Annotated in this window: 8 protein-coding genes and 1 pseudogene; 6 read left to right on the top strand and 3 right to left on the bottom strand. The window is 41.6% G+C overall.

What is annotated here, in order from left to right:
- Positions 1-28: 28 nt before the first annotated feature.
- Together torA and torD are read left to right on the top strand one after the other, a co-directional pair.
- Positions 29-2,551 carry a trimethylamine-N-oxide reductase TorA gene (gene torA / locus EPB74_RS06230; RefSeq protein ID WP_274903367.1) on the top strand — a complete coding sequence of 841 codons (2,523 nt, stop codon included), beginning with the start codon at positions 29-31 and terminating at the stop codon, positions 2,549-2,551.
- 221 nt (positions 2,552-2,772) lie between these two features.
- Positions 2,773-3,459: a molecular chaperone TorD gene (torD, locus tag EPB74_RS06225; protein ID WP_274903366.1), complete on the top strand. Its 687-nt coding sequence runs from the start codon at positions 2,773-2,775 to the stop codon at positions 3,457-3,459.
- Positions 3,460-3,660: 201 nt separating this feature from the next.
- Here the strand turns inward: torD and EPB74_RS06220 are convergent.
- Positions 3,661-3,897, bottom strand: a pseudogene (locus tag EPB74_RS06220) (hypothetical protein); the annotation flags it as partial.
- A gap of 456 nt (positions 3,898-4,353) precedes the next feature.
- On the opposite strand from EPB74_RS06220, the gene EPB74_RS06215 reads away from it, so the two are divergent.
- Entirely contained in the window at positions 4,354-5,475 is a 1,122-nt protein-coding gene (locus tag EPB74_RS06215; RefSeq protein WP_274903365.1) for a Fic family protein, read from the top strand.
- Positions 5,476-6,206: 731 nt separating this feature from the next.
- Here the strand turns inward: EPB74_RS06215 and EPB74_RS06210 are convergent.
- Positions 6,207-7,835, bottom strand: coding sequence for a long-chain-fatty-acid--CoA ligase (locus tag EPB74_RS06210; RefSeq protein WP_274903364.1), 1,629 nt, complete (start codon positions 7,833-7,835; stop codon positions 6,207-6,209).
- 321 nt (positions 7,836-8,156) lie between these two features.
- Complete coding sequence (locus EPB74_RS06205; RefSeq protein WP_274903363.1) at positions 8,157-9,230, bottom strand: helix-turn-helix transcriptional regulator; 1,074 nt, start codon at positions 9,228-9,230, stop codon at positions 8,157-8,159.
- Positions 9,231-9,472: 242 nt separating this feature from the next.
- Between EPB74_RS06205 and EPB74_RS06200 the strand changes: the two genes are divergently transcribed.
- The 3 genes from EPB74_RS06200 to EPB74_RS06190 all read left to right on the top strand — a co-directional run bounded on the left by EPB74_RS06200 (position 9,473) and on the right by EPB74_RS06190 (position 14,967).
- Positions 9,473-11,167 (top strand): GMC family oxidoreductase, encoded by a 1,695-nt coding sequence (locus EPB74_RS06200; RefSeq protein WP_274903362.1) that lies wholly within the window; start codon positions 9,473-9,475, stop codon positions 11,165-11,167.
- Between the two features lie 80 nt (positions 11,168-11,247).
- Positions 11,248-13,299 carry an alkyl/aryl-sulfatase gene (locus EPB74_RS06195; protein WP_274903360.1) on the top strand — a complete coding sequence of 684 codons (2,052 nt, stop codon included), beginning with the start codon at positions 11,248-11,250 and terminating at the stop codon, positions 13,297-13,299.
- Positions 13,300-13,533: 234 nt separating this feature from the next.
- The gene (locus tag EPB74_RS06190) at positions 13,534-14,967 is read left to right on the top strand and encodes a coniferyl aldehyde dehydrogenase (RefSeq protein WP_274903359.1); all 1,434 of its coding nucleotides are present in this window, start codon (positions 13,534-13,536) and stop codon (positions 14,965-14,967) included.
- The last annotated feature ends 11 nt before the right edge of the window (positions 14,968-14,978 follow it).

Below are 14,978 nucleotides of genomic sequence, written 5' to 3'. Positions count from 1 at the left end.
CTAGAGAAAACAATTAGAGAGATAACTTATGAAAAACATCAATCGCAGACACTTTCTCAAGTCACTAGCTGCTTTAACGGGTACCGCGTTGTTACCGACATCACTACTTGCCGATAACAGTATCGTTACTAGTAAGACTGGGAAAAAACCTGATTTGAGTGGCTGGAAAATGTCCGGTGCACACTGGGGTGCCTTCCGTGCCAATGTTCAGGGTGACAAACTCGTTGAAGTGCAACCTTTTGAGTTTGATCAGTTCCCGACCGATATTTTGCAGGGTGTGCCTGGCATTATTTATAGCCCATCACGGGTACGTTATCCTATGATTCGGGTTGACTGGTATAAAAACCGTCATAAAAGTGACACGACACAGCGCGGTGATAACCGTTTCGTACGCGTCGGTTGGGATGCTGCTCTAGACATGGTCTATGAAGAGCTTGAGCGTATCCAAAAAGATTACGGTCCTTGGGCGTTGCATACGGCTAACGTTGGCTGGCGGTCAGTAGGACAGATCCACAGTTGTGGTAACCATATGCTACGCGCCGTGGCGATGCACGGCCGCAGTGTTGGTACAGCAGGAGATTATTCAACCGGTGCTGGTCAAGTCATTATGCCTTACGTGTTAGGTTCGACTGAGGTGTATTCACAAGGTACATCATGGCCGTTGATTTTAGAAAATTCAAAAGTCATCGTTATGTGGGCGAATGATCCCGTCAAAAACTTGCAAGTTGGCTGGAATACAGAAACTCACGAATCTTACGAGTACTTAGAGCAATTACGTACCAAAGTTCGAAATAAAGAGATTGAGGTCATCTGTATTGATCCGGTCAAAAGTAAAACCCAGAACTATCTAGAGTGTGATCATCAATATGTTAACCCACATACTGATGTGGCGTTTATGCTGGCTATTGTGCATACGCTATATACCGAAAAGCTTTATGATGAAAAATTCATTGATGTCTATACTCTCGGCTTCGAAGCATTTATTCCTTATGTGATGGGTAAAACTGAAGATAAAATCGAGAGAACCCCAGAGTGGGCAGAAAAGATTTGTGGTATCAAAGCGGACCGTATCCGTGAGCTTACCCGCAAAATGGCGAAGAACCGTACCCAGCTTATTTTCGGCTGGGCGATTCAGCGTCAACAACATGGTGAGCAACCTTATTGGATGGGAGCGATTATCGCTGCTATGCTTGGTCAGTTTGGTCAGCCGGGTGGGGGCATTAGTTATTCGCATCACTATAGCTCATCGGGTGTACCAGCTTCAGGTGCTTCTATGCCGGGTGCTTTTCCGCTAAACCTTGATACGGGCCGTAAGCCTAAGCACGATAACGAAGACTTTAATGGGTATAGCTCTGTTATACCAGTCGCGCGCGCTATTGATTGCTTACTTGAGCCGGGTAAAGTGATTGACTTTAATGGTCACAAAGTTACCCTTCCGCCTTATAAAATGGGTATTTTTTCAGGCTGTAACCAATGGCATCGCCATCAGCAGCGCAACCGTATGAAAGAGGCGTACCGCAAAGTTGAGACAGTCGTTGCGGTCGACTATAACTGGACGGCAACCTGTCGTTTTGCTGACATTGTACTGCCAGCATGTACGCCTTATGAGCGTAATGATATTGATGCTTACGGTACCTATAGTAACCGTGGCGTTATTGCCATGCACAAGCTAATTGACCCGCTTTACCATTCTAAATCAGACTTTGATATTTGGTATGAATTGACCAAGCGCATGAATCGTGAAATTGAATACAGTCGTAATATGAATGAGATGCAGTGGATCGAGCAAATCTACGAAGAGTGCCGTGCGGACAACTTGAAAAAAGAGTTTTTTATGCCTGAATTTGCTGAATTCTGGAAAAAAGGCTACGTGCTATTCCCAGAGGGTAAAAACTGGACAAGACATGCTGATTTCCTTGAAGATCCTGAAGTCAACGCCCTTGGCACACCATCAGGCTTTATTGAGATAAGTAGCCGCAAAATTGCCAGTTATGGTTATGATGATTGTAAAGGCCATCCTACCTGGATGGAGAAAATTGAGCGCTCGCATGGTGGTCCTGGTTCAGATAAGCATCCACTATGGCTACAATCAGTGCATCCAGATACCCGTCTGCACTCACAAACTTGTGAGTCTGAAGAGCGCCGTGCAACCTATACGGTACAAGGTCGGGAACCTTGCTATATGGGTCCTGAGGATGCAAAAGCTCGTGGTATCAAAGATGGTGACATTGTGCGCGTCTTTAATGATCGTGGTCAGTTATTGGCTGGTGCAGTTGTTTCTGATAACTTTCCACCGGGTATCATTCGTATCCAAGAGGGTGCATGGTATGGACCTACTGGCCCTGAAATCGGTGCGCTAGATACCTATGGTGACCCTAACACGTTAACCATTGATATTGGTACTTCAAGCCTTGCGCAAGCGCCTAGTGCCAATACTTGTATCGTCGAGATGGAGAAATTCGTTGGTAAAGCACCAGCAGTGACTTCGTTCGGTGGTCCAAAGTATGTCAATCCAGATGGTAGCTCTGCTGTATCATCCCAAATGGGTTAATATCATTTAGGACAATAAGTGATAAAAAATGCCTTTGTAAGCCGTATGCGACGTAAATAGCATGTGTGATTTACAAAGGCATTTATTTATATAGACGATCTGTTCTAATGTAGTACTCAATGCCAGTATTTAATAAAAATAAAACCGCTATTTAATAAATGTGTTATTTAATAAAAGTAGCCACCAATAACACATAAAAAATAGCTTAAATTGGATCTCAAATGAACATAACTGAAGATAAAATCAACATTAATGAAGAATGGCAAGCTGCTAATCCGGCACGTTCTGCACTTTATCGTTGGTTTGCAGATATTTTCGCGCGTGAGCTTACCTCAGCGACCTTAGATGAATGGCAACAGAATCAAGCTTACGATAGTATTCACGAGGTATTTGTTAGTCTCGGACTTGAGCAATACAGTAATCGCGTGAAAGTCGCCATTGATAATTTGCAGCAATTCCCTAAAGAGCATCGTGCCATTGAGCTTGCCGCAGATTTTGCGCAGATTTTTTTACTGAGTGGTGATGATAGTGCACCGCCTTATGCTTCTTATTATCTGAGTAGCGATAAACATCTTTATGGCAAACCTGCGGCGCATATGATGCGTTTTCTTGATAGCCAGCAGCTAAGCTTACATCCTGAGTTTCGTGAGCCAAATGACCATTTAAGTGTATATTTTATCGTTATGAGCTTATGGATTAATAAAAGTATTGAGCAACAGCTTGATATGGTCAACACGGCACAAGAACAAATCGACTTTCTTGATAGTGCTTTACTCAATTGGCTACCGCAGTTCACTAAATACTGTCAAAAAATCAACGTAAAAACAGATGTTTATCCTGCATTTGCTGCTTTGGTAGAACAGTTTGTCATAGAAGACAGAGCAGCATTAGAAAGCATAGTGAGCTAATGGCTGGCTAGTTCATAGATATTGAGAATCTTAAATACGTTAAGTGGCTATTTTAAGCTCAGTAACGCTAATTTTGCATAGTATTAATATCAGTGAGTATAAAGCCAGTGATTACTCTTGAGCAACTTCAGCGGTTTATAACCCAGCGTATTCAATGACCTATGTTGTCAAATCCGTAGACATTAACTTGGGAGATTTTATTTACGCAGCCAGACGATAATAATCAAACTGCATCTGCCTTGGCATTTTATATCCTAAACCCTTTTGAATCTTAGTGCCACTGCGAGCAGAGCTCTTGTCTTGCGTCGCTACAAAGCAGTGCTTTGCTAATCGCTTCTCATTGTATTCAAGCTCAATATATTTAGTGATGTCGTTGATGTCGTTGATGGCTTTGAATCTTGTTTTGTAGTCTTGGTGATATACCAGCTCATTCTTCAATTAAATATTTTCCACTACAGCCCATATTTTACGGACAAAAAAAGCCCCAGTCGTTAGACTGGGGCTTTCTAAATATTTGGTAGGCATAAGCAGACTCGAACTGCTGACCTCTACCATGTCAAGGTAGGTCGACCAAATATCATAATATGACGTTATCATACATGTATTGATTCTATTGACTTATAGCTATTCTATAATTGAAAAAAGGCAAGGTCAATGAATGTAAGATAAAGTTTAGCACGTATTTGGGCACTATAATTTTATAGTCTTTTTACCTCCGCTCTAGCTTCGATTATGCCAAAATCAGTGCATTTTCTGTCCAAAATACCTTTCTTCAATCCTGTTTTTCAAGCTAATTTGTTCTTATTTTAATTGGCATGCATTGCCTTACGTGTTTTTTCTCTGCATAATATAAGGAGATTAAGGTTTTAATCTCTGCATATAATTGAGAAAAATATGAAGCATATTACCTATATCCATGAACATCCAGACTGGACTGAATGGCAATGGTCAGATAAAAAATTGCTGCCATTGGTCAGTCGTGTGCGGATATTACAAGGCCGTTTGCTTGGACAGTTGCTAATGCTAGGCTTCGATCTTAACGTTGAGGCACAGTTAGATGCCGTGACTCTAGAGATCGTTAAAACATCCGAGATTGAGGGTGAGTCATTAAATAATGAGCAAGTAAGGTCTTCTGTCGCGCGACATTTAGGAGTAGATGATGGCAGTATGCCAACTGCTACTCGTGAGATCGATGCAGTGGTGGAAATGATGCTAAATGCGACCTATCATTATCAACAACCATTATTGCTAGATGATTTACTGGGATGGCACAGAGCATTATTTCCAAATGAATATAGTGGACTTTATCGTATTAAAGCGGGCAGTATCCGTGATGACAGTCAAGGACCTATGCAGGTAGTTTCTGGTGGTTATGGTCGCGAGCAGGTTCATTTTATTGCACCTAGTGCGGATAGGCTAGCAGATGAGTTAGACAAGTTTTTATCCTGGTTTAACACGTCACCAAATGAGCAGGAGAATATGGATCTGGTCATCAAGGCAGGTATCGCTCATTTATGGTTTGTGACGATTCATCCCTTTGATGATGGCAATGGGCGATTGACCCGTGCTATTACGGAGAGAGTGCTGGCGCAAAGCGATGATAGCGCCCAACGTTTTTATAGTATGTCAGCACAGATTCTTAAAAAACGTAATGACTATTATAAAGTACTGGAGCGAACGCAAAAGGGTGATACTGATATCACTGCTTGGCTGTGCTGGTTTCTACAAACGCTAGAGCAAGCCCTCATCGCTGCTCAAACGACTACAGATAAAATCATTCATAAAGCGAGTTTTTGGCAGACCCATCGACAGCATGCTTTGAACACTAGGCAAGTCACTATGCTGAATACTTTACTGACAGATTTTTATGGCAAGCTGACTACTAAGAAATGGGCAGTGATGACTAAGTGTTCTATAGACACAGCACTACGGGATATCAATGATTTGATAGAGAAGGGGGTGCTGAAAAAATCTGAGGCTTCGGGGCGTAGTACGAGTTATGAGGTGGTTTTGTGATAAATATCGTGTGTTTTTATGAAGCGTAACGCAATAGATGAGCTAGTTCAGCAGTCTGTTATAAGTGGTTCCATTATAGCGGTCTATTTTAAGTGATCTATTAACTGAGCAATTAGTCTTATTAGGTGGTTCCGTTAGGGTGTACCCCAGTGAAACTATTCATATAAAACCGGTTTGACTGCCAATGTAACAATCGATAACCTAAGTTTCTACTTGATTGTATAAGTCCAAGAAACGAAAAAACCACTACAAATCGTGGTTTAATGTTTTAGAATTTTGTCTGATTAAAATCTCCCAAGTTAATTTCTACTGAATTGACGTCAGGGGTCATTGATTGATATGACTAAATATCTAGATATTTACTATTGAAAGATAGTAGTTTAGGGGAGTTTTGATACGTCTAAAAAATAGACCTCTTGCATAAGTTGGCGCTATGCGTTGGAGCTTAGTTGTTGGAAGTCAATAAAATGGTGCTTTTTCAAGAGGTCTATTAATCGCCTTAAAAAAGACGCTTCTCAATTTAAGAAGCGCCCAATTAGAGATTATTTTGAATATTAAGTTTTAAAACGTAGTGGTGGCAAAACTTGTAGAGAAATGTTGAGTTTGAAAAACGCTATTATGATAGTTCCGCTCTATCAGGTATTGCTGCCTACTTCAAGTAAATTAGTCTCCGAACAGTTGGGGCAGTTCACGTCCTAATATATTCTTACTTAGACCTTATTAAAAATAAATTATAGGCTTAGCAGAACATCGCCATGCTCATCACGTAAGTTATTCTTCATCATCTTTCCTGCTCCGTTTAGCAATATATTGTCTACAAAGATGACTTTGTCAGGTATCTGCCAATTGGCAACGCGGCCTTTGTAGAAATCTAAGACTTGTGTTTCATCTACTGCTGAATCTTGCTCTTTAACGACAATTAATACCGGACGCTCGCCCCATTGTGAATGAGTAGCAGCGATAGCAGCTGCCATCTTAATTTGTGGATGCTCCACAGCGATATTTTCAAGCTCGACAGAAGATATCCATTCTCCACCCGACTTAATCAAATCTTTAGAGCGATCACAAATATTCATATAACCATCAGTATCAATCGTTGCAATATCACCGGTATCAAACCAACCATCCTCAGTAATGGCGTCTAAGTTTTCAGTAAAATAATCGTTAATGATCCAATGTCCCCGGATCTGCAAATTACCTTGAGACAGTCCATCCTCAGCGACATCCTTATCTAGCTGCTCAGTATCGATAATACGTAACTCGACCCCATAAGGAGGGCGACCTTGAGAGTTGCGTAGCTTGTTCATTTCAGCTTCACTAAGTGTTTTATGCTTGGCTTTTATCTGGTTCATTGTTCCTAATGGGCTGGTTTCAGTCATGCCCCAACCATGTATAGCATCACAGTCAAAATCTTCTCTGAACGTTTTGATAACTGAGGGTGGACACGCTGCGCCGCCTACAATAGTGCGCGTCATGCTCGTAAGCTTACTGCCTTTATTTTTGGCAGCTGTCAGTAGGCTCTGCCAGATGGTTGGCACCCCTAAAGCCAGCGTAACTTGATAGTCATCGATCAAAGACACTAAGCTATCGCCATCAAGATTAGGACCTGGAAGTATTAAAGAGCAGCCCGTCAAGGCAGCGGCGTAAGGTGTACCCCAAGCGTTAACATGGAACATCGGTACTACAGGTAGCAAGATATCTTGAGCGGATAATGCGGCAACATCAGGCATGCATAATGCCATGGCATGAAGTACTGAAGATCGGTGGGAATACAATATTCCTTTGGGATGACCTGTTGTCCCTGAGGTATAGCATAGTGAACTGGCTGTGGTCTCATCAAACTGAGGCCAGTCAAAATCAGAAGTATGCTGTGCTAATAATTCATCAAAAAACAACGTTTCGGGTAACTGTTCTAAAACGCTATCATCTCGATCACCTAAGCAAATAAAATGTTTGATCCCTTTAATGCTACTTTTAATAGTAGTAATAAGGGGTAAAAACGTGATATCAAAAAATAATACTTGGTCATCAGCATCATTAATAATATAACTCAGCTGTTCAGGGAATAGACGAGGATTGATGGTATGGCAGATCATGCCACTACCTGAAATCGCGTACCAAGCTTCCAGATGACGGCGATTATTCCATGCCAGTGTTGCAATCCGTTCTGAAGAGTTTAAGCCTAGTGCTTTTAATGCATTCGCCAAACGTTTTGAGTTATTTGAAACTGTAAGCCAATCACTAGTCGTAATTTGCCCGTCCACTTCTTTCGATAAGATAGCAGTATCACCATGATATTTAGCTGCATGCTCAATCAAACTACTAATTAGCAATGGCTGGTACATCATTTTTCCTAGCATTTGAATGTCCTTATATTAATTTTACTGTGCTTATCCAGTAGTACTTATCCGTAAGAATTGCTCTATTTATAGAGCGTAATCAGTATAAGCCAAGCTATACGCCACTCTCAACTTTCAAGACCGCCTTGAACAAATATGACCCTAATACGCACAGTATCGATAACGACTGACCCGAATCCAGATATTACATAAATACTTACTACGTTACAGTTATTACGTTCACTAATAAAAAGTAATTAACAAGAATATTTATGCTTAATAAAAAGCAGTATTTTATAAGCAACTATCATTATTAGTTTTTAAACTGCTCGTTTTATCGAGTTAGGAGTCGCCCCGATGTAGCTTTTGATAAACCATCGGGGTCATTGAATACCAACCCTTAAATGCCTTAAAAAAGTGACTGCTAGATTGATACCCTAATAAGAAAGCAACATCGGTAGCTGAAAGGTTTTGTTGTATTAGATACCTATCAGCCATCATTTTTCGGGTAGTTAACAATATTTGCTGAAATGAAATACCCTCTTCTCGTAAACGCCGTTGCAAGCTACTGACGCTCATATTTAATACTTGCGCGACTTGTTCACGAGTAGGTTCGCTCAACCCCATGATTGTGATTAATATGTGCTGACAGCGTGCTGCATAGCTTAAATCAGGGAATTCTTTATCTAGCATGTTATGCAATGGACCAATAAAAAAATTCTTATCTAGTACCATTGCAAGCTCATCGACCGATATAGAATTAGACTGAAAATTACGATTCGTTTTTAGAGCGTAATACAAACTATTAGTCGCGCTAGAAAGTTCAGCAGATATCCCGAATAATTGTTTATAAATTTCGATACCGTGAGAAGACTGCCGATAGGATAGCGTTAATTTTGTAGGTTTCACTGAGCTAAAGGCGGCTAGAATCTTATGCACCGCAAGTATAACGCCGTCAATCTGATGATGATTAACCTGCTCTGGCATACTTGGGCTGAATTCTAACCGTAATAGATTTTTTTCTTCAATGAGGCGTACCTGTATGGACTCAGTGATCACTTTAAAATAGCGAGCAACCAAACGACAAATCACAATAAATGGAATCTTTATATTAGCTTTTAGTAAAGGGTCAAGACACAGTTTTATGCCTTGATATAGTGGTAAAAAATCGACATTGATGAGATTAATTACTTTTAATCCTAAGTAGTCTTCCTGTAAGAGGTGTGCCAATAAACTGATCTCATTCGTCACAACCTCTAAAGAAATGCGGGTGCCCTGAAATTCATCCAAGTCAACTAATTGCGCCATGATTTGGGGAACATCATGAGCACGATCGATCTTAAATAAATACAAAGCCAAAGCTTTTCGATTAGAAAGAACCATGCTTTTATGAACACTAAATTGTTTATCTGTCATATTTATCATTTGTTATTTAGGTATGTGGTTATCTGAGATGGTTATTATGAGCGGTCTAAGCTTATTTAGCCATTAAAGATAGAGTCGATAGACTTAATGAAAGCGACTGAACAGTGATCACCGCCTTCTAATCTAGAAGCGATGTATAACAATAGTTTTACCCTGTCAGGCTTAGCGGCCTGACCCTAATAAAACAGTCACCGATATAGTCGGGACTATTCGCCATAAGCAAGGAGCTATTTATGGAATTTGATTATATTATCGTTGGTGGTGGATCTGCAGGATGTGTGATGGCAGGACGCTTATCAGAAGATCCTAACATCAATGTGTGTTTACTAGAATCTGGTGGTGATGGCAAAGGTCTTCCAGTGCGTGTCCCTGCTGCAGTTATTATGATGATGCGTGACAAGCCCTTAAAAATAAACAATTGGTGCTTTAATACCGTACCACAAACTCATCTCAATAATCGCATTGGATATCAACCCCGTGGGCATTGCTTAGGCGGCTCGTCGGCTATTAATGCAATGATCTATACCCGTGGTAGTCCAAAAGATTATGACCGATGGGCCGAACTAGGTTGTGACGGTTGGGAGTACGAACAATTATTACCTTATTTTAAAAAAGCAGAGAACAACAGCCGGGGCGCCGATGAGTATCACGGCGATAGCGGGCCGTTGCACGTCACTGAATTACTCAATCCTCGTCCTATATCTCATGACTTCGTTGATGCGTGCGTAGCAAATGGGCTTGACTATAATGACGACTTTAATGGTGCCAAACAAGACGGTGCCAGTCTATATCAAGTCAGCCATTTCCATGGCGAAAAACAAGGGCAACGCTGCTCAGCGGCGGCTGCCTATTTACATCCTGTTGAAGACCGATCCAACCTTACCATTATCACAGGTGCAATGGCATCGCGTATCCTAATAGAAGATAAGCGCGCAACAGGCATGGTCTACTGTAAGAGCGGAAAAGAATACACAATCAAAGCCCGTTCAGAAGTGATCTTATGTGCGGGGGCCTTTGGCTCACCTAAGATATTAATGCTGTCAGGTATTGGTCCTAAAGATCACTTACAAGAGCACGGCATTGAGGTAATTTATGATTCGCCGAATGTAGGCGAAAACTTACAAGATCATCTAGATGTTATTTTTGATTACGAGGTAAATACCAAGGACGTGTTTGGAATTGGCTTTGATGCAGTTGGTAAGTTGATAAAGGCCTCTAACGATTGGAGAAAAGACGGTACTGGGCAGTTATCAACCAACTTTGCTGAAGCTGGTGCGTTTTTCAGTGCTAAAGAAGAAACTCCAAAAGAGTGGCCAGATACCCAGCTACATTTTATCATTTCTCGAGTGATTGACCATGGACGTAAGATTAAGTGGGGCTATGCCGCTTCTATCCATTCTTGTTACTTGCGACCTGAAAGTCGGGGAACGGTCAAACTGGCATCTACTGACCCAAACACACCGCCACTAATTGATCCTAATTATTTATCTCATCCAAAAGATATTGATTATATGGTGGCAGGTGCAGAGCGCACACGCGCGATTATGCAAGAAGGCCCGATGGCAAAATATATTACCGAGGACTACGCTGCTCCTTATATCGAGAAGGACGGTTTATTAGGTTATATACGAAACAAAGCGGACACCGTTTATCATCCAGTAGGCACGTGCCGCATGGGTTCAGACAGTCTTTCTGTCGTTGATGTAGATCTTAAAGTCAGAGGTGTTGAGGGATTACGTGTGGTCGATGCTTCGATCATGCCTACGCTAATTAGTGCCAATACTAATGCACCAACCATCGCTATTGCCGAAAAAATAGCTGACCAGATAAAGGCTAAACGTAGCCATTCAACAGATAAGAACAGCATTGTAACCGACTTTACTCACTTAAAAAAAACAGCTCCTGATATGGTTGGAGCGGTGCGGTAGCCAGGGATCTACTTTTTGAATCCTGTTGATAATGAAGTAACTACTCTTCTTTGCAGTTCATTGAAAAAAAGGAATTTATCATGATAAGAACTACCTTTACAAACACTTCTCGTATTAGCATTCTCAGTTCAAGCCGACTTTTGCTACTCTGTAGCAGTATGCTGCTCATGGCTTGCAACTCATCGTCTGCACTAATAAATGTCAGTAATGATTCACGTGCGCCTACCACCGCCACCATAAACGCCAATCGCCAAGTTGCAAGCCAATTAAACTTAGCCGACCAGCAGGACTTTAAAGATGCAAGGCGTGGCCTGATTGCCAGTCCAAAGGATTTACAGATTCCTTCTTTGGCTGATCCAACTAAAAACGTCTGGGACATGAAAGCCTATGACTTTATTCAAGGCGAGGCACCCGACACGGTCAACCCTAGCCTGTGGCGTCAAAGTAAGCTAAATAATATCCAAGGGTTATTTGAGGTCACACCGGGCATCTATCAGCTGCGTGGTTTTGATTTATCCAACATGACTCTGATTAAAGGTGACAGCGGCTGGATTGTCGTTGATCCCTTAACCTCAAAAGAGACCGCCCGTTACGCGTTTGATTTTGCCATGGAGCATCTGGCTAAGCGTTATCCGAATACCACCAATATCAGTGCTGTTTTATTTACGCACAGTCATATTGACCACTTTGGCGGGGTATTAGGCATTGTCAGTCAGCAAGACATTGCACAGAAAAACATTCCAGTCATTGCCCCCGCTGGCTTCATGGAAGAAGCGACTAGTGAGAATATTATTGCTGGGAATGCGATGTTGCGTCGAGCAACTTATATGTTCGGTAAAGACCTAGCGCGTGACAGGTTCGGCCATGTCGATACGGGTTTAGGCAAAGGCCCCGCCTTTGGCGAATTCAGCATTGCGACGCCCACGCAGTTAATCAGCGGCACACCGACTGACCTTAAGATAGACGGTATAGACTTCCAATTCCAGTACACACCAGAATCAGAGGCTCCAGCAGAGTTCACCTTTTATCTGCCAAAATACAAAGCTTTTGGTGGTGCGGAGTTGGTTTCACGTAATATGCATAACCTCTATACCTTGCGCGGTGCCAAGGTTCGTGATGCATTGAAATGGAGTGATTACATCGAAGAGGCGCGCAACTTATTTGGGGATGCCGATATTTATTTTGCAAGCCATCATTGGCCTATGTGGGGTCAAGAGCAGATTCAAACGTTTTTAAAACAACAGCGGGATACCTATAAGTTTATTCACGACCAAAGTGTGCGCCGTATGAACAAAGGTATGACACCGGGCGAGATTGCCGAAGATATGACGTTGCCTCCTAATCTGTCTCAGGTATTCTCCAACCGTGAATATTACGGCACTATTAAGCACAATGCGCGAGCGGTTTATCAGAACTATCTGGGCTGGTACGATGCCAACCCTGCCCACTTAGATCCGTTGCCCGACCCACAGCGCGCGACTGCTTATGTGAAGCTTGCTGGTGGCGGTGAGAAGGTACTAGAAAAAGCTCAAACCGCATTTGATAACGGTGAGTACCGTTGGAATGCTGAGCTGTTAAACCATCTGGTATTTGCTGAACCTAATAATATGGCGGCAAGAGAATTACTGGCCCGTACTTATGATCAGCTAGGGTATCAGGCAGAATCTGGCCCATGGCGCGACGTTTACTTAACAGGTGCGTTGGAACTACGTGAAGGCACACCAGATACCAGTGCTGAGATGGGAGCTATGAAAGATTTGTTCTTGCAAACACCCGTATCAAACTTCTTCGATACCTTAAGCGTGCGCCTGAAATCTGAGGAAGCGACCACTGTAAATGCAACTATAAAAATCCACTTTACTGATTTAAATGAAAGCTATTTATTATGGGTTGAAAACTCTGTTCTACACTATCGTTTATTAAATGAGACAGCACCGCTAGAACAAGAAGTTCAAGCCACAATGAATCTGCCTCATCCGTTGTTTGTGGATTTGTTGATTGGCGAGGTGGGTTTCAAAGACATGTTGTCATCTGGTGCCATGAGTATTGATGGCAGCCAACCAAGTGTACTGAAATTCTTCAGTTTATTTGAAAATCCTAACCCCTCTTTTGGTATCGTACTACCAAAATAAAGAAGACTATAAAGACTTAATAAGAGGATGGGAAATATAGTCGGTCCTAAATAAAAGAAGTACAGATATCATAACGCACTATTGGGATAAATTGTTCTGGCTTGCTGTGCCTATTCAGACAGAGGCTTTGCAACCTATATTTAAAAGCAAGCATCCCAGCAGTGCTGTATTTTTTTAAAGCGGATCAACTATATCATTGGGTCATAACTAGGTTCGCTGTAATAGGGAAAGTTTATGCAAGTCGAATTCGAACATTTAGACATAGAAAGGCAATTACAAGACTGCCTACAACTGCAAAAAAACCATGCACAAAAAGAAGGTATTGAAAGCATTGCTGTAAGAAAAAAGCACTTACAAAATTTAAAAGCATTAATTAATGATCATCGTGAAGCATTGATTGATGCCGTCCATTGTGATTATGGTAATCGTTCAAGACATGAAACCTTGTTGGCTGAAATTGTTATTGCGACAGATGATATCAATAGTAGTATTAAGTATCTAAAAAAATGGACTAAAATTCAAAAACGCAAAGTAGACTTGATTAGCTACTTTGGCGCAAAAAACCGTCTGATTCCACAACCTTTGGGTGTCATAGGATTGATTGTACCGTGGAACTTTCCCATCAATTTAATGTTTACCCAGCTTTCTGCTGTCTTTGCAGCAGGTAATAAAGCGATGGTAAAACTATCAGAGAATTCACGTCATCTGGCGGCTTTATTAATTCAATTAATTCCGCAGTATTTTGAGCCTGAAAAGTTACAGGTTTTTGATGAGACGGGTGAGGTAGGTATCGCTTTTTCAAAATTACCTTTAGACCATTTAATATTTACGGGTTCTGGTGCTACTGGCAAAAAAGTCATGGCAGCAGCCGCGGAGAATTTAACGGCCGTGACGCTAGAGTTGGGAGGGAAGTCACCTGCAGTGATTGATCCAAACTACCCGCTAGAAAAAGCGGTTGAGCGCATCATGTTCGTAAAGCAGTTTAATGCGGGACAAATATGCACGAATATTGACTATTTATTTGTACACGAATCACAAAAAGAAAAATTCATCCAAACGGTAGAGGAGTGGGTAAAACAGCATGTCCCTGATATCCATAGTAAAGATTATACATCCATCATTGATGACCGCTCGTTTCAACGCTTAAGCCACTGTGTCAGTGAAGCACAGGATAAAGGCGCCACGGTGATCAATTTAAATCAGCAAAAAGCTGATGAGGTAAGCCGCAAATTTCCATTAACACTGATTTTTAATAGTACGGATCAGATGGAAATTGACACCCGAGAAATCTTTGGTCCCATTCTGATGGTCAAAACCTACCGTGAGCCTGAAGAAGTAGTGACATATATTGCGCAGCGTGATCGTCCATTGGCGTTTTATCCTTTTAGTCAAAAAAAAGCTTTAGTCAACTATTACATTGATAGTGTGATGTCTGGCGGGGTATCTGTAAATGACGCCTTATTCCATGTGGGACAGCATGATCTACCGTTTGGCGGTGTTGGTGCAAGTGGTATGGGGCACTACCATGGTTATGAAGGGTTTTTAACCTTTTCAAAGCTGCGACCAGTATTTTATCAAGCACATTTTTCAAGTTTGAAGCTTCTGGCACCGCCATACGGTAATTTTGCCGATCGTGTCCTTAACTTTTTAACACGCATTAAATCTTAATTTATAGCGCT

Origin of the sequence: Psychrobacter sp. DAB_AL62B (assembly GCF_028895345.1) — a bacterium.
Lineage (GTDB): Bacteria > Pseudomonadota > Gammaproteobacteria > Pseudomonadales > Moraxellaceae > Psychrobacter.
The sequence above is the reverse complement of the archived record's forward strand: the minus strand, read 5'-3'. Positions and strand labels throughout refer to the sequence as shown.

Excerpts from the sequence above, each read along its gene's own strand:
- EPB74_RS06215 (WP_274903365.1), top strand. The coding sequence starts at position 4,354 with ATGAAGCATATTACCTATATCCATGAACATCCAGACTGGACTGAATGG.
- EPB74_RS06195 (WP_274903360.1), top strand. The coding sequence starts at position 11,248 with ATGATAAGAACTACCTTTACAAACACTTCTCGTATTAGCATTCTCAGT.
- EPB74_RS06190 (WP_274903359.1), top strand. The coding sequence starts at position 13,534 with ATGCAAGTCGAATTCGAACATTTAGACATAGAAAGGCAATTACAAGAC.
- EPB74_RS06200 (WP_274903362.1), top strand. The coding sequence starts at position 9,473 with ATGGAATTTGATTATATTATCGTTGGTGGTGGATCTGCAGGATGTGTG.
- EPB74_RS06205 (WP_274903363.1), bottom strand. The coding sequence starts at position 9,230 with ATGACAGATAAACAATTTAGTGTTCATAAAAGCATGGTTCTTTCTAAT.
- EPB74_RS06210 (WP_274903364.1), bottom strand. The coding sequence starts at position 7,835 with ATGCTAGGAAAAATGATGTACCAGCCATTGCTAATTAGTAGTTTGATT.
- torD (WP_274903366.1), top strand. The coding sequence starts at position 2,773 with ATGAACATAACTGAAGATAAAATCAACATTAATGAAGAATGGCAAGCT.
- torA (WP_274903367.1), top strand. The coding sequence starts at position 29 with ATGAAAAACATCAATCGCAGACACTTTCTCAAGTCACTAGCTGCTTTA.